We start from the raw sequence: 15,235 nt of genomic DNA, 5'->3' as shown, positions 1-15,235 counted from the left end.
TCAGTTTTCCTCGATCTGCCGTTCGTCCTCGCGGCTTATCGAGACCTCCTCGAAATCCAGCTCCTCCTGCAGGACCAGAAAGGCGTCGGCGCCGACGGCCTGGCTGTCGCGCAGTTCTTCCAGCCGCTCACGCTGGCGGCGGAGGGCCTTCAGGCCCAGGGTTCGCCGCGCTTCCAGTTCGCCGGCCCTCGTCGGGATCGTGGTCGGGACGGCAGCGAAGCGGTAGCGCCAGTGGTCGGCGGCCGCGCCCGTCTTGCCCTCCAGCGCCTTGAGGGCGGCGCCGGCCATGTCGGCGCGTGTGCGGGCCAGTTCCTCGTCGAGGCCGTTCTCGCCGTCCAGGCCCAGCAGATGGACCAGTGGTGACAGGGTCAGGCCCTGCAGCACCAGCGTGGCCAGAACGACGGCGAAGGCGGTCAGCACGATCAGGTCGCGCTGCGGGAAGTCGGCCGGCAGGGCGAAGGCGGTCGCCAAGGTGACGAGGCCGCGCATGCCGCACCAGCCGACCAGCACGCCGTGGCGCAGGCTAGGCGTCGGATAGGCGTCGCCCCGCAAGCGCGGGAAGATCTGGGACAGCCGGATATAGGTCAGCACCCAGACCATCCGCACCACGACCAGGCAGCCAACCACCGCCGCGGCGAAGACCGCCGCCTCCATCAGCCGGTCGCGCGGCATGTCCGCCACGATCGTCCGCGCCTGCAAACCCATCAGCAGGAAGGCCAGGACGTTCAGCAGGAACACCGACGAGGTCCAGACGGCGAAACTGTGGATGCGCATCCGGGGCGGCGTGCGCAGACCGGCCGTGCGGGCGATCGTCATGGCGAACGCCACCAGGCACAGCACCGCCGACAGGCCGAGGCGCTCGGCGATGATCCAGGCCCCGAAGCACGCGACGAACTCGGCCATGTTGCCGCCCAGCGTGCCAGTCACGAACGGGTTCACGAAGCGCAGCACCCGGGCCAGGACGATCCCCAGGATCACCCCGCCGGGGGCGGCCAGGGTCAGCTTAACGGCCAGGGCGGCGTCGATGCCGCCGCGAGCCTGAAAAGCCAGGGCCGCCGAAAACAGCAGCAGTGCCGAGGCGTCGTTCAGCAGGCTCTCGCCCTTCAGCACGGCGACCGAACCGCGCGGCAAACGCACGCTGGTGAGGATGGCGGTGGCTGCGGCGGCGTCGGGCGGGGCGACGATCGCGCCCAGGGCCAAGGCGGCGGCGATGGGAAGGCCGACCATGGCCACGCCCAGCCAAGCCACGGCGGCGGCGCTCAGGATCACCGCCACGATGGCCAGGGCGAACAACGGCCGCCACATCTTGCGCACATCGGCGACCGGGAAGTCGAAGGCCGCGTCGACCAGCACCGGGGCGAGGAACAGGGCCAGGGCCGTGTGCGGCTCCATGGATATCTTCGGCAGACCCGGGACGAGGGCGAAGCACACGCCGGCAGCGGCCAGCAGGGCCGGATACGGCGCCTTCAACCGGCGCGAGACCTGCAGCAGCAGGACGGCGGCGGCCAGCAGGACGAGCAGGCTCTCGAAAAAGCTCAAGCGCGGTGTCTCCGGGGCGGCGCACGACCTTACGCGCCCGGTCCCAAAACGAAAGCGGCCCAAACAAAAGCGGCCCTGGGCTCCCCACCCAAGGCCGCTTGAAACACATCAGTCGCCCCAAGTTTCCTTGGCGAGCAGCGCTTAGTCGTCGCGGTGGACGCGTTCGCGGCGCTCGTGGCGTTCCTGGGCCTCGACGCTCATGGTCGCCGTGGGGCGAGCATCCAGTCGAGCCAGGCCGATGGGCTCGCCCGTCTCCTCGCAATAGCCGTAGGAGCCATCCTCGACGCGGCGCAGGGCCTGGTCGATCTTGGAGATCAGCTTCCGTTGACGATCGCGGGTACGGAGCTCGAGAGCCCGGTCGGTTTCCGAGGACGCGCGATCAGCCAGATCGGCGTGATTCTCGGTTTCTTTCTGGAGATGGGCGACCGTTTCGCGAGATTCGCGAAGGATCTCCTCTTTCCAGGCCAGCAGCTTGTCCTTGAAATACTCAAGCTGCCGTTCATTCATGAAAGGCTCGTCGTCGGAAGGACGATAGCCAGACTTCTCTACAAGAACAGTGGCCGTTTGCATCAACGCCTCACGCCCCAATGAACTCAGCCCTTAAGGGCTGCGTGCTTATAGCAAAAGGTGAGCCGGGTTCAATGAACCTCGCGTGAGCGGCGCGTTCAGGTCGCGCGCCTCCCGCAAAAGGGCCGTGAACACGGCGACGACAGATACAAAACGCGCGAGAAAGACAAGCGTGGCAGGGAAAAGCCGAGTTTTCGATCCCCGCCCTGGCCATGTCAGCTAGGCGCCTGAAGCTTGGCCAGCTCGACGGCGGCGCGCGTCTCGATCTCGTTGAGGATCCCCTCGAGGTTGGGATCGTCGGTATTTTCCCGCTGCTCGCGGATGGCCCGGGTCAGGCGGTCCAGGGTGTCGGACGAGATGTCCCCGTCGATCAGCCCGATTCGGACATCGCCCAGCAAGTCCAGGATCTGCTCGCCGCGACGCACGGCGCGACGTTTGCGCTCCAGCGGATTGCCGACTTCGCCCATCGCCTGCAGAGCCAGCAGGGCGTCGACCGAGCCTACGCCGGACAGACCGCCGACCGACGCGGTGCTCGCCGCGCCGCTGGCGGCGTTCACGGACGGCAGCGAAAAGCCCGTCGACCCGCCGGACGGCCTGGCCCGCGACGCGCCAGTCGACCCCACGCCCCCCGTGCTGGAAACCTTCATCCGACAGCTCCAAAAGCCTGTGCGCGCGAGTCACTTATCCCGCAGCGTCTTCAATATCCATCGGCGCGCTTGAAGTATGGTTAATGCCGGGCAGATTCTGCCGCGAGGCGCCTGGCGGACGGCCGCCAAATCCAGAATCCCTTGAGCCACAAGGCCTTGAGCACCATCAGAAAACTGGCCCGCTTCTGGCATGGAGCGGCGCGGGGACGGTTCCCCACGACGAGATTGCCATGCCGCGTTCATTCTTTCGCATCCTGCTGACCGCCGTGGTCGCCGCTTCGGCGCTGGTCTCCGCGCCGGCGTTCGCCAAGTCGCGGATCAAGGACATCGTCGCCTTCGAAGGCGTTCGCGAGAACCAGCTGATCGGCTACGGCATCGTCGTCGGCCTGAACGGCACCGGCGACAGCCTGCGTAACGCGCCGATGACCAAGCAGAGCCTCGAGGCGATGCTGGAGCGCCAGGGCGTCAACGTTCGCGACGGCAATCTCAACACCAAGAACACCGCCGCCGTCATGGTCACGGCCGCCCTGCCCCCCTTCTCGGCCGCCGGCTCGAAGGTCGACGTCACCGTCTCGACCCTGGGCGACGCCAAGAGCCTGCTGGGCGGCACCCTGCTGGTCACCAGCCTGCAAGGCGCGGACGGCCAGACCTATGCCGTGGCGCAGGGCACCGTGCAGACCGGCTCGGTCTCGGCCGGCGGCGCCTCGGGCAGTTCGGTCACCAAGGGCGTTCCGACCGCCGGCCGCATCGCCAGCGGCGGCATCATCGAGCGTGAGACCGGCTTCCAGATGGTCAATATGGACATCATGCGCCTGACGCTGCGCAATCCGGACTTCACCACCGCTCGCCGCGTCGCGGACGCCATCAACGCCAAGTTCCCCGGCTGCGCCCAGGCCCAGAACCCCACGGTGATCGCCACCCGCGCCCCGGCCGGCATGGACATGATCAGCTTCATGACCAACATCGAAAACCTGATGGTCGAGCCCGACGGCCCTGCCAAGGTGGTGATCGACGAAGTCGCCGGCGTCATCGTGATGGGCGACGACGTCCGCATCAGCAAGGTGGCCATCGCCCAGGGCAACCTGACCATCTCCGTCCAGGAAAACCCCGCCGTCAGCCAACCGGCGCCCTTCAGCCAGGGCCAGACCAAGGTCGTGCCGCAGTCGACCGTCAGCGTCGATGAGGAGAAGGGCAAGCAACTGCTGACCCTGGGCGGCTCGCCGTCGCTCAAGAGCCTGGTCGGCGGCCTCAACGCCCTGGGCGTCACGCCCCGCGACATGATCTCGATCCTGCAGGCCGTGAAGGCCGCAGGCGCCCTGCAAGCCGACATCGAGGTGATGTGATGAGCGCCCTCTCGACCATCTCGACCTATGTCCCGTCGTTCGGCGCGACCGCCGCCACGATCAAGACGGCCGCCCAGGCGGTGAAGTCCGCCGCGACCACCGTTCAGGGCGCCGTCGAGGACACCGCCAGCGCGGCCAAGGAAGCCAAGCAGCGCGCCAGGATCGCCGACACGGCCAAGACCTTCGAGTCCTCGTTCATGTCCGTGATGATGCAGCAGATGTTCGAGGGCGTGAAAACCTCCGAACCGTTTGGCGGCGGCAACGGCGAGGCGATGTTCAAGTCGGTCCTGACCGACGCGATGTCCAAGGAAGTGACCAAGGCCGGCGGCATCGGCCTGGCGTCCACGATCCAGCGCGAAATGCTGAAGATGCAAGGTCTGAAGGAGTAACCCCATGGCCATCGCCGCCGTCGACGCCGACGATCGCGTCCATCAGCTGACCCTGCTGACCGAACGCCTGACCGACTTAATCGCACGGGAGGCCTCGGCATTCGAAAGCCACCGCCCGCACGAGGCGGCGCAGTACGTCGAAGAGACGGCCAAGCTGGCCAATGTCTACCGGCACGAATCGATGCGGGTGCGCCACAACCCCGCCCTGCTCGAAAGCGCCCGCCCAGAGCTGCGCCAGCGCCTGATCCGCGCCACCGAAGCCTTCGACGCCGTCCTGGCCCGCCAGGCGCGCGCCGTGAACGCCGCCAAGACCGTCACCGAGGGCCTGGTTCACGCCGTGGCCCAGGAAATCGCCAGCCAGCGCGCCGCCGCCCCCGCCACCTACGGCGCCGGCGGCATGGTCACCGATCGCCCGCAGCACGGCGCGGCGATCACGTTGAACCGCAAGGCCTAAGAGAACTCGAACACCGCCGCGGCCCGGGCGGCGCCATCCGGGTCGCCATAGTCGGCGACCGGATACTCGGCCACGACGCGCAAGCGCTCGGTCGGCAGGAAGGCCCGGAACGGGTCGCCGATCAGCACCACGATCCCCGCCGCCAGGCAGCGCCGCAGGAAGCCCTCGACCCGCTCGGCCAGGTCAGGGTCGTAGAACAGGTCTCCCACCAGCATCAGGTCGACCTCCGGCGGATCGCCACCGGTGAGGTCGGACTGCATGACCTCGACCACCACGCCGTTGGCGACGGCGTTCAGGCGCGTGGCGGTCGCGGCGTAGGGATCGATGTCGACCGCCCTCACCGCGCCCGCGCCCGCCAGGGCGGCGGCGATAGCCACCAGGCCCGAGCCCGCGCCGAGGTCCAGCACGCGCTTGCCGACGACGATCTCCGGATGGTCTAGGACGTGCCGGGCCAGGGCCAGGCCGCCGCCCCACGGCCGCGCCCAGTAGGGCGAGCCGAAGTCCGGATCGGCCTCGGCCAGGCGCATAAGGCCGCTGCGGGGTCCGGCGCGATGCAGGCGGATTTCCGGGACGCCGGGGACGGCTTCCAGCGGCAGACGGTCCAGGATGAAGACTTCGAGATCGGTAGTCATGGCTTGCCGCCCAAGCTTATCGTTCTCTCGACGCCGATCGCATCCAGGAAATCGGCGTCGTGGCTGACCACCAGCAGCGCCCCGTCATAGCCCGACAGCGCCGCCTCGACGGCTTCGATCGAGGCCAGGTCGAGGTGGTTGGTCGGCTCGTCCAGGATCAGCAGTTGTGGCGGCGCGGCCGCGCTCAAAACGCAGGCCAGGGCCGCCCGCAGGCGCTCGCCGCCGCTCAAGGTCCCCGCGACCTGGTGGGCGGCGGTGTTGCGGAACAGGAACCGCGCCAGCGCCGCGTGGGCGTCGTTCTGGCTGGCGGCCGAGTTCAGGCGGCGGAAGTTCTCCAGGATAGTCTCGTCGTCGGCCAGCAGCGCCGCCCGCTGATCGAGCAGGGCGAAGGGGACGGACAGCTTCACCTCACCCACTGTCGGCGCCAAGGCGCCGGTGGCCAGGCGGATCAGAGTCGTCTTGCCGGTCCCGTTCGGTCCGGAGATCGCCACCCGCTCGGGCCCGGCGATGCGGAACGACAGGCCCTCGATCACCGGCGGGCCGTCCGGCCAGGCGAAGGTCACGTCCTCGAAGGCCAGCACGCCACGTCCTTCCGGCAGGCCCGACGACGGCAGGTCGGAGCCCAGAGTCCGGGCGCGCTCGACGCGGGCCACGGCCGAGACCTTGGCCTGGGCCGCCTCGGCCGCCAGCTTGTCGGCGAGCTTACCCTCGCGCGCGCCGCTCACCTCGGCCCGCTCGGCCATCATGCCCAGGACGATTTTCGGTGTCCCGCCCCGGTCGGCGAACCTGCGGCCGGCGGCGTCGCGGCGCTCCTTGCGCTCGCGGGCGACCTGGGCCTCGCGGGCGACGCGGCGGACCTCCTTCTCGGCGTGGTCGAGGTCGCGCTGGGCGGCGTCGACCTCGCCGGCCTTGCGCTCGACATAGAGGTCCCAACCACCGCCGTAGGATCGCGCGCCCAGCGACGACAGCTCGACGATACGGTCCATGCCGCGCAAGAGGCTCCGGTCGTGGCTGACCACCACCGCCCCGCCGCGCCAGCGGGCCAGCACCTTGCCGACGATCCCCCTGGCCTCGGCGTCGAGATTGTTGGTCGGCTCGTCCAGCAGCAGGACGTCGGGCCGGGCGATCAACAGCCGCGCGAGGCCGGCGCGCGTCGCCTGACCGCCCGACAGCGCCGCCGCCGGCCGCTCTGGATCGAAGCCAGTCAGGCCGACATCAGCCAGCGCCTGATCCAGCCGCGCCGGCAGGTCCCAGTCGGCTTCGGACAGGTCGAGCGCGTCGCCTTCCCCGCGCTCGATGCGCGCCAGGCGGTCCCAGGCCGCGCCGACACCCAAGAGGTCGGCCAGCCGGGCGCCTTCCAAAACGTCCGGCGTCTGATCCAGAGTCGCGACGGTTCCCGCCCGCGTGACCGTTCCAGCCAACGGCGAACGGGATCCGCCGATCAACGCAAGCAAGGTGCTCTTGCCCACGCCGTTGCGTCCCACGAGGCCGATACGCTCGGCCCCGATCGCGAGATTCAGATTTTCGAAGAGGCGCCGGCCGTCAGGCGTGGCGGCGGAGACGGCATCCAGAGTGACGAAGGACATGCGAACCCACGGTCAGGGAAACGGGAAGGACGAAGCGGTCTTCCGTCTTGCTGATCATGGGAGCCTCCATCGATTGGGAGCCGAGTTACTACGCGTGCGCGCCCAGGGCGGCAAGCGTGAGCGGGGTGTCTAGGTTGGCGCCATCTCGCGCAGAACCCAGATGAGCGAGCCGATCCCGCCGCAGAAGACCATCATGTCGATGATGATCGAGCGGGGCTTGGGCGCCTTCAGCGCGTCGAACGCCTCCTGCTTGGCGTCCTGTTTGGCGTTCCCGGCCTCTTTCTTGGCCATGGCTCGTTCCTTCGTAAGGTCGAGCTTCAGCCCGAACCTGGGCTTTAGATCATGCGTGAACTGAAGAACCCGCTTCCAAACAGGGTTGAGGAGAGGTTGCGGCTTCAGCGCCTCTCCCGCCGCTCACTGCTGACATCCTCTGTCAGCAGGAGCGCCGCCTCGCGTGCGCGACATTTGTTCGCATGTTGTTCTTGTGTTAATTCGCGCGTCGAGCCCTACATATAGCCGCTGCGCTGCGACCAATGTCGCGGCCCAACGTTCCGGGAAACATGGCTGAGCAACTGAACTTCATCCGCGTTCGCGGCGCGCGTGAGCACAATCTGAAGAACGTCAGCGTCGACATCCCGCGCGGCGAGCTGGTCGTGCTGACCGGCTTGTCGGGCTCGGGCAAGTCGTCCCTGGCCTTCGACACGATCTATGCCGAGGGTCAGCGCCGCTACGTGGAGAGCCTGTCGGCCTATGCGCGTCAGTTCTTGGAGCTGATGAGCAAGCCCGACGTCGACTTGATCGAGGGCCTGTCGCCGGCGATCTCGATCGAGCAGAAGACCACGTCGCGCAATCCGCGCTCGACCGTCGGTACGGTGACCGAGATCCACGACTACATGCGCCTGCTGTGGGCGCGGGTCGGGGTGCCCTACTCGCCGGCCACGGGCCTGCCCATCGAGAGCCAGACCATCAGCCAGATGGTCGACAAGATCACCGCCCTGCCCGAAGGCACGCGTCTCTATCTGCTGGCCCCGGTCGTTCGCGACCGCAAGGGCGAGTACAAGAAAGAGATCGCCGAGTGGCAGAAGGCCGGCTTCCAGCGGCTGAAGATCGACGGCGAATATTATCCGATCGAGGACGCCCCGGCGCTCGACAAGAAGTTCAAGCACGACATCGACGTGGTTGTGGACCGCGTGGTGACCAAGCCCGACATGGAGCAGCGTCTGGCCGACTCCATCGAGCAGGCCCTGCGCCTGGCCGACGGTCTGGCGGTCGCCGAGTTCGCCACCATCGAGGAAGGCGAGAAGGAGCCGCGCCGGATCCTGTTCTCGGAACGCTTCGCCTGTCCGGTCAGCGGCTTCACGATCGCCGAGATCGAGCCGCGCCTGTTCTCGTTCAACAATCCGGCCGGCGCCTGCCCGGTCTGCGACGGCCTGGGCGCGAAACTGGCCTTCGACGCCGACCTGGTGATCCCCGACAAGGACAAGAGCCTGCACAAGGGCGCGGTCGCCCCGTGGGCCAAGGGTCCCTCGCCGCTCTACACCCAGACCCTGCAGGCCCTGGCGCGGCACTACGGCTTCTCGATGGACGAGGCCTGGTACAAGCTGTCGCCCGACGCGCGCGAGGTGGTGCTGAACGGGTCCAAGGGGACCAAGATCAAGTTCATCTACGACGACAACGCCCGCAAGTACGAGGTCGAGAAGCCCTTCGAAGGCGTGCTGCCCAACCTCGAGCGCCGCTGGCGCGAGACGGACTCGAGCTGGGTCCGCGAGGAACTGGGCCGCTACCAGTCCGACACCCCGTGCGAGACCTGTCACGGCAAGCGCCTGAAGCCCGAAGCCCTGGCCGTCAAGATCGACGCCATGGACATCGCCGACGTCTCGATGCTGGCCATCCGTCCGGCGCGTGACTGGTTCGCGAGCCTGGAAGCCAAGCTTTCCGACAAGAAAATGGAGATCGCCCGGCGGATCCTGAAGGAGATCAACGACCGCCTGCGGTTCCTGGTCGATGTCGGCCTCGACTACCTGAACCTGTCGCGCGGCTCGGGCACCCTGTCGGGCGGCGAGAGCCAGCGCATCCGCCTGGCCAGCCAGATCGGCTCGGGCCTGACGGGGGTTCTCTACGTGCTGGACGAGCCGTCGATCGGCCTGCATCAGCGCGACAACACGCGCCTGCTGACCTCGCTGCAGGGCCTCCGGGACCTGGGCAATTCGGTGCTGGTGGTCGAGCACGACGAGGAGGCCATCCTCACCGCCGACTACGTGATCGACATGGGTCCGGCCGCCGGCGTCCACGGCGGCCAGATCATCGCCGAGGGCAAGCCGGCCGACATCATGGCCAATCCCGCCAGCATCACCGGCCAGTACCTGACCGGCGTGCGCGAGATCGAGGTCCCCGAACAGCGCCGACCGATCAACAAGAAGAAGGTGCTGAAGGTCATTGGCGCGACCGGCAACAACCTCAAGAACGTCACGGGCGAGATCCCGGTCGGGACCTTCACCTGCATCACCGGCGTGTCGGGCGGCGGCAAGTCGACCTTCACGATCGAGACCCTGTACAAGGCCGCCGCGCGCCGCCTGAACAACGCCAGCGACGCCCCCGCCCCGCACGAGCGGATCGAGGGCCTGGAGCAGTTCGACAAGGTCATCGACATCGATCAGAGCCCGATCGGCCGCACCCCGCGCTCGAACCCGGCCACCTATACCGGCGCCTTCGGCCCGATCCGCGACTGGTTCGCCCAACTGCCGGAGAGCAAGGCGCGCGGCTACGGCCCGGGTCGCTTCAGCTTCAACGTCAAGGGCGGCCGCTGCGAGGCCTGCCAGGGCGACGGCGTCATCAAGATCGAGATGCACTTCCTGCCCGACGTCTACGTCACCTGCGATATCTGCAAGGGTAAGCGCTACAACCGCGAAACCCTGGACGTGCTGTTCAAGGGCAAGACGATCGCCGACGTCCTGGACATGACCGTCGAGGAGGCTGCCGACTTCTTCAAGGCCGTGCCGCCGATCCGCGACAAGATGGAGACGCTCAAGCGCGTCGGCCTCAGCTACATCAAGGTCGGCCAGCAGGCCACGACCCTGTCGGGCGGCGAGGCGCAACGCGTGAAGCTGTCCAAGGAGCTGTCGCGCCGGGCCACCGGCCGGACGCTGTACATCCTCGACGAGCCGACCACCGGCCTGCACTTCGAGGACACCAAGAAGCTGCTCGAGGTGCTGCACGAGCTGGTCGACCAGGGCAACACGGTGGTCGTCATCGAGCATAATCTGGACGTGGTGAAGACCGCCGACTGGCTGCTGGACTTCGGCCCCGAGGGCGGCGATGGCGGCGGCGAGATCGTCGCCGTGGGCTCGCCTCAGGACGTGGCCAAGGTGGAAGCCAGCTGGACCGGCCGCTACCTGAAGGAGCTGCTGGATCGCCACGAGGACCGCCGCAAGGCGCGGGTGGCGGAGCTGAAGAAGGCCAAGCGGGCGTAAAGCATTTTCCGACGAAGTGGATACCGGTTCGTCGTCAGAAAATGCGTCAAAACAAGAACCTAGAGCATTTCATCGATCCAATTGGATCGGAAAATGCTCTAGACGGCGCAGCGGCCCGAAAAGTGGGACCGGTTTTCGGATAGAGCCGATGCCCAAGAAAGACGAAGGCCCCGGAGAGCGATCTCCGGGGCCTTTATCTTACCAGCCGCCGTTGGCGTCTGCGCCGTTCCGGCGATCCTTGAGTTCGCGATAGACGCTCGGCGCGGGACCGAACACGATCAGGGTCGTCAGGACGGTGATCAGACCTGCGAACAGCGTCTGGACGATCCCTGCTGGGGTGAAGTAGGCCTTCAGCGAGGTCGTGTCGGCGCGCAGCATCTTGCCGGTGGCGGCCAGGTCACCCGAGGCGATCAGGCCGACAGCCGAGACGATGGTCCAGATCAGCAGCACCACGATCACGCTCATCACCGCCGCCAGCAGATAGGCGCCCAGCAGCTGCCAGAAGAGACCCTTGGTCTCCGGCAGCGACTGGAACAGGGTGATCTTGCCGGTGTCGAAGGTGACCGATGAGGCAAACGACAGGCGCACCGCGAGATAGACCATGGCGCAGAAAGCACCGACGAAGGTCAGCAGGCCCAGGAACGCGCCCGTGGGGCCGCCCATCGCGCCGAGGAAGCCGGCGAGCAGCGAGCCGAAGAACATCACGCCCATAATAACCAGGCTCAGCAGCAGCCACACCGCGCCCTGCCGCAGTTCCTGTGCGCCCAGGCGAACATAGGCCGTCCCGCTGTCGTTGTGACGCAGCACCAGACGGTTCAAGGCCGCGAAGACCACCCCGTTCAGGATCAGGCTGTAAGGCAGCGACCAAAGCGTCAGCGGCGCCAAGCTCGCCAAGTGGCGGGCGAAGGTTTCCGGGTCCGGCGTGCTGGTGTCGGCCAGGTAATCCGCGAAGGCCTGCATCTGCACGCCGAAGAAGCGGATCGCCAGCACGTTGGAGATCAGAGACAGCACCGTCATGCCCAGCGTCCAGATGGCGACGGTCTTCAGGTTCTCCCGCACGAGCCGAAAACCGGAGAAGGCCGCGTCGGAGGCGGAGAACTTGGACATGTCGTGCTCTTCGAAGAATGGACGCCCTAAGGCTAAACAGGTTCGCGCCGCTTCGACAGGGCCGAGACCGGCTTTAATTCGCGCGCCCTTGCGGCGCGACGCCGGACGCGTCAAACATTCGTTTGAATAGGGGGAGAACATCATGAAGCTCTATGGCGAAGCCATGCCCGCGCCCAATCCGCGCCGCGTGCGGATCTTCCTGGCCGAGAAGGGCGTCGAGGTTCCGGAAATCCAGATCGGCATGCGCCAGGGCGGCCACCGATCGCCGGAACATCTGGCGCGCAACAGCCTGGGCCAGGTGCCGGTGCTGGAGCTCGACGACGGGACCACGATCAGCGAGACCGTCGCCATCTGCCGCTATTTCGAGGTGCTGCATCCAGAGCCGCCGCTGTTCGGGGCCTCGGCCCTGGAACAGGCGATGGTCGAGATGTGGACGCGGCGGATCGAGTTTCGCGTCATGGTGCCCGTCGGCCTGTTCTGGCGCCACGCCCATCCGCTGACGGCGCGGCTGCTGAAGCAGAACGTCGAGTTCGGCGAGTCGAACCGCGAGGTCGTTGAAAAGGCCCAGCTGTGGGTGGACCGCGAGCTGGCCGACGGTCGTCCATACCTGGCCGGGGACACCTATACGATCGCCGACATCGCGGGGCAGACGACGCTGGACTTCGCGGACTTCACCGGGCTGCACACCCCGGCCGAGGCCAAGCACGTGATCGCCTGGCGCGAGCGGATGGCGGCGAGGCCCAGCGCGGGCGCTTAGTCGTGCAGGCCCGCGTCGATCTCGTCCTGGTTCAGCTGGGCGAAGGCGCGGGCCGGCGCAGCGACCAGGATCACGGTCTGCAGGGTCAGGAAGACCGGCGCCAGCAGCAGGTTGGCCAGCAGCACCAGGATCAGGCGCGGATGGCTGGCCACCACGTCGCCGCCGCTCAAGGGATCCACGCCGCCGCCGACGACATTGCCAATGATGCTGGAGATCGTCGCCCCGATGATCGAGACCAAGGCCGACAGGAGGATGGCCAGAACGTACATGCCCAGCAGGCGGAGGAACTGACCGTGGGTCTGGACCCAGGCTTCGCGGATGTCGATGTGGTGATGCGAGAAGGCGTGCGGCCCCAGCAGCGACAGGCGCACGGCCACCCATAGCGACAGGCCGATCACCGCCAGGGCGCCCAGGGTAGCGAACCAGCCCGCCGCCGCGCCCGACAGCAGCGAAGCCCCCAGCACCACCGCGCCCGACGGGATCACCGTCACACCCAGCGCCGCGGCCCAGGTGATCAGCGAGACGACGAGCAACTGCAGCTCTTCCTTGCCCAGGCGCAGATAGGCGAAGCGATCGTTCCTGGGGTCGACCACCGAGCGGATGATCGCCGCCTGCAGCACCGAGGCCAGGAACAGGGCCACGGCGATCAGGATCACCATCACGCCGCCCAGGTGGGTGACCAGGTCCAGGATCTCGCGCGGGTCGGCGGAGCCGGCGCGCCCGGCCAGGGCCGCGCGGCCTTCCTCGCCCAGCACGATCTTGGCGAACAGCCCCAGGATCGGCAGCATGACCAGGGAGAAGGTCGCCCAGGCCAGCACCGCCAGCGGCTTGCGCCGCATGGTCTGGAGGCCTTCAAGCGCGGCGTCGACGGGGCGAACAGACATCTAGGCGTCCTGCGTGACCGCGCTCGCGCGGTAGAAATGGGCCAGCGAACCGACCCAGGCCGGCATGGCGTAGAAATAGGAAGCCGCTGCAGAGATCACAGCCACGATCAGGCCCTGGCCAGGCGCGAGCTTGAGCAGCGCGGCGAGTACGAACAGCGGGATGGCGATCGCCAGGCCGACGACGAACAGCAGCGGCACGCGACCCTTGGTCAGCGGAAACGCGCTCAACACCCGCACGCCCGACTGCTGAACCGTGGCCGGCGCAGAGAGCGACAAGCGCAGGCTCAGCCAGATCAGAATCGCAAGGCTACCCAGCGGGGCCAAGATGAGGATGAAGCCGGCCGGGCCGGCGGTGGCGAAGGCGCCTTGCCAGCCCGCGATCGTGCCGGGATCGAAGTTCGGCGCCGCGGTGCGGGCCACGCCCATGGCGACGCTGCCGACGATGATCATCAGGATCGCGCCGATCAGGCACAGCAGGGCCAGGATCATCAGCTGAGCGGCCAGCAACCGCCACTCGTCGCGACCCCAGCGCAGGCCTTTCAGGCCCGCCTCGCGGCCGAACGCGCGCCGGAACAGCGCGCCCTGGGCGATGACGATGGGCAACAGGGCGCCGATGATCTTCAGGCCCGGCGGCAGGAAATCGGCTGCGATACTGACCACCGCAGCGACGGCCAGGGCCGCCCAGCAGTCGCGCACGGCGCTGGTCACATCGGAAAGCCCCGCGCGCAAGGTCGCGCCGATCGCCGCCGATCCGTCCGTCATCCGATCAAGTCCCTCTCGCGCGGCGAGTCGCCGTGATCCGCGCAATCTATGGCCTCGTCACGGTTCTGGCGATGGCGCCGCGCGGCCTTGAGCGGATTTCTGGGAGCCGTAGCGTCGCCGCTACGCCAGCGCCTCGGCCTCCCCGCGCAGGCCCTTGTACGCCACGGCCCATGGCGCGCAGAACACCGTGGTGACGATCGTCGAGAAGACGATCATCAGCGTGCCCACGACGGTGATGGCCGGTCCCAGTTTGCGGACGATCTCCATCGGCGGTTCGCGCACCAGGTCTTGGAGAGCGCCCGGCTGGAACAGCCAGCTCATCGAGCCGCCCAGCGCGAACACTCCGCCGAGCGCCAAGGCGCCGAACAACACCTCGATGCCGATCAGGAAGATCACCAGCAGCAGGCCCACACCCACCAGCTTGCCGACATGGCCCCGCGTGAAGTTCCACGACTCGAACAGTCGGAACTGTCGATGGGCGAAGGTCATGGGCGCGGCCATCGAAAGCTTGATCGCCACCCACAGGATCAGAACCAGCGCCGCCAAGCCGACGACGATGGCGGTCCCGACCGTGGTCGGCGTCGCCTGTCCGCCGGCGCCGACCGAAACGATCGCCACCACAATGACCCCCAGCAGCACGATGACGAAACACGCGATGTAGGCCAGCACGTATTCGACCAGGAACAGCAGAGTCAGCCAGCCCTCTTGCGGACCAAGGCGCAGATAGGCCCAGCGCGACTCCTTAGGCTCCAGCACCACTCGGAATACCGCCGAGCAGAACACCGCCCGCAACGCTGTCGACCACAGCCAGATCAGTAGCTGGAACAGCATCATGCTGGACTGGATCCGCATGACCTGAGCGAAGAACTGGGGATCGCTGGGCTCGCCGCCCCGTTCGCCCATCGCCATCATGCTGGCCAGGTCAGGCGCCATCACCCAGGTTAGCAGGTAGACCGGCGCGGCCAGCGCCACGGCCATGGCCAGCCCCCAGGCCAGCACCGCCAAGGGCTTGCGCCCGATCACGCCGAAGCCGGCCGTCGCGGCCTCGCCCACGGAAAAGCTCGCCATGTTCCCACCCATGCTCGCCAGGCGCGAAGG

16 protein-coding genes are annotated in these 15,235 nt (G+C 67.6%); 5 read left to right on the top strand and 11 right to left on the bottom strand.

Annotation, left to right across the window (positions count from 1 at the left end):
- From CSW62_RS05770 to CSW62_RS05760, 3 genes are all read right to left on the bottom strand, one after another.
- The gene (locus tag CSW62_RS05770) at positions 1 to 1,539 is read right to left on the bottom strand and encodes a sodium:proton antiporter (protein ID WP_099576207.1); all 1,539 of its coding nucleotides are present in this window, start codon (positions 1,537 to 1,539) and stop codon (positions 1 to 3) included.
- A 141-nt stretch (positions 1,540 to 1,680) separates the two neighbouring features.
- Positions 1,681 to 2,109 (bottom strand): RNA polymerase-binding protein DksA, encoded by a 429-nt coding sequence (gene dksA / locus CSW62_RS05765; RefSeq protein WP_099576206.1) that lies wholly within the window; start codon positions 2,107 to 2,109, stop codon positions 1,681 to 1,683.
- Positions 2,110 to 2,321: 212 nt separating this feature from the next.
- The gene (locus tag CSW62_RS05760; protein ID WP_099576205.1) at positions 2,322 to 2,753 is read right to left on the bottom strand and encodes a flagellar assembly protein FliX; all 432 of its coding nucleotides are present in this window, start codon (positions 2,751 to 2,753) and stop codon (positions 2,322 to 2,324) included.
- A 230-nt stretch (positions 2,754 to 2,983) separates the two neighbouring features.
- Between CSW62_RS05760 and CSW62_RS05755 the strand changes: the two genes are divergently transcribed.
- Genes CSW62_RS05755 through CSW62_RS05745 form a run of 3 tightly spaced genes read left to right on the top strand, consistent with a single transcriptional unit; the run spans position 2,984 to position 4,939 of the window.
- Positions 2,984 to 4,096, top strand: a complete 1,113-nt coding sequence (locus CSW62_RS05755) for a flagellar basal body P-ring protein FlgI (RefSeq protein ID WP_099576204.1) — start codon at positions 2,984 to 2,986, stop codon at positions 4,094 to 4,096.
- Positions 4,096 to 4,485 carry a rod-binding protein gene (locus CSW62_RS05750; RefSeq protein WP_099576203.1) on the top strand — a complete coding sequence of 130 codons (390 nt, stop codon included), beginning with the start codon at positions 4,096 to 4,098 and terminating at the stop codon, positions 4,483 to 4,485. Before CSW62_RS05755 ends, CSW62_RS05750 begins: the two co-directional genes overlap by 1 nt.
- Positions 4,486 to 4,489: 4 nt before the next feature.
- Positions 4,490 to 4,939: a flagellar basal body protein gene (locus tag CSW62_RS05745; protein WP_099576202.1), complete on the top strand. Its 450-nt coding sequence runs from the start codon at positions 4,490 to 4,492 to the stop codon at positions 4,937 to 4,939.
- Here the strand turns inward: CSW62_RS05745 and CSW62_RS05740 are convergent.
- The 4 genes from CSW62_RS05740 to CSW62_RS26535 are packed head-to-tail and all read right to left on the bottom strand — an operon-like array spanning position 4,936 to position 7,448.
- Positions 4,936 to 5,571 carry a methyltransferase gene (locus CSW62_RS05740; protein WP_099576201.1) on the bottom strand — a complete coding sequence of 212 codons (636 nt, stop codon included), beginning with the start codon at positions 5,569 to 5,571 and terminating at the stop codon, positions 4,936 to 4,938. The genes CSW62_RS05745 and CSW62_RS05740 overlap by 4 nt on opposite strands.
- A complete protein-coding gene (locus tag CSW62_RS05735) occupies positions 5,568 to 7,157 on the bottom strand; it encodes an ABC-F family ATP-binding cassette domain-containing protein (protein WP_099576200.1) in 1,590 nt (529 codons plus the stop codon). Before CSW62_RS05735 ends, CSW62_RS05740 begins: the two co-directional genes overlap by 4 nt.
- Positions 7,114 to 7,227, bottom strand: a complete 114-nt coding sequence (locus CSW62_RS26065) for a hypothetical protein (RefSeq protein ID WP_143324338.1) — start codon at positions 7,225 to 7,227, stop codon at positions 7,114 to 7,116. Before CSW62_RS26065 ends, CSW62_RS05735 begins: the two co-directional genes overlap by 44 nt.
- Positions 7,228 to 7,286: 59 nt before the next feature.
- Complete coding sequence (locus CSW62_RS26535; protein WP_099576199.1) at positions 7,287 to 7,448, bottom strand: hypothetical protein; 162 nt, start codon at positions 7,446 to 7,448, stop codon at positions 7,287 to 7,289.
- A gap of 269 nt (positions 7,449 to 7,717) precedes the next feature.
- On the opposite strand from CSW62_RS26535, the gene uvrA reads away from it, so the two are divergent.
- Positions 7,718 to 10,627 (top strand): excinuclease ABC subunit UvrA, encoded by a 2,910-nt coding sequence (gene uvrA, locus CSW62_RS05725; RefSeq protein ID WP_099582186.1) that lies wholly within the window; start codon positions 7,718 to 7,720, stop codon positions 10,625 to 10,627.
- 198 nt (positions 10,628 to 10,825) lie between these two features.
- On the opposite strand, the gene CSW62_RS05720 is transcribed toward uvrA, so the two are convergent.
- On the bottom strand, positions 10,826 to 11,734 hold the full coding sequence (locus CSW62_RS05720) for a hypothetical protein (protein WP_099576198.1): 909 nt from the start codon (positions 11,732 to 11,734) through the stop codon (positions 10,826 to 10,828).
- Between the two features lie 142 nt (positions 11,735 to 11,876).
- Between CSW62_RS05720 and CSW62_RS05715 the strand changes: the two genes are divergently transcribed.
- Positions 11,877 to 12,491 (top strand): glutathione S-transferase family protein, encoded by a 615-nt coding sequence (locus CSW62_RS05715; protein WP_099576197.1) that lies wholly within the window; start codon positions 11,877 to 11,879, stop codon positions 12,489 to 12,491.
- Here the strand turns inward: CSW62_RS05715 and CSW62_RS05710 are convergent.
- From CSW62_RS05710 to CSW62_RS05700, 3 genes are all read right to left on the bottom strand, one after another.
- Positions 12,488 to 13,375 carry a hypothetical protein gene (locus CSW62_RS05710; RefSeq protein WP_099576196.1) on the bottom strand — a complete coding sequence of 296 codons (888 nt, stop codon included), beginning with the start codon at positions 13,373 to 13,375 and terminating at the stop codon, positions 12,488 to 12,490. The genes CSW62_RS05715 and CSW62_RS05710 overlap by 4 nt on opposite strands.
- On the bottom strand, positions 13,376 to 14,137 hold the full coding sequence (locus CSW62_RS05705) for a hypothetical protein (RefSeq protein ID WP_099576195.1): 762 nt from the start codon (positions 14,135 to 14,137) through the stop codon (positions 13,376 to 13,378). It lies immediately after the preceding gene.
- Positions 14,138 to 14,257: 120 nt separating this feature from the next.
- Positions 14,258 to 15,205 carry a hypothetical protein gene (locus CSW62_RS05700; protein ID WP_099576194.1) on the bottom strand — a complete coding sequence of 316 codons (948 nt, stop codon included), beginning with the start codon at positions 15,203 to 15,205 and terminating at the stop codon, positions 14,258 to 14,260.
- Positions 15,206 to 15,235 lie beyond the last annotated feature (30 nt).

Origin of the sequence: Caulobacter sp. FWC2 (assembly GCF_002742625.1) — a bacterium.
Taxonomy (GTDB): domain Bacteria; phylum Pseudomonadota; class Alphaproteobacteria; order Caulobacterales; family Caulobacteraceae; genus Caulobacter.
Note: the sequence above shows the minus strand (reverse complement) of the source record. Positions and strands in the feature narration are given on the sequence as shown.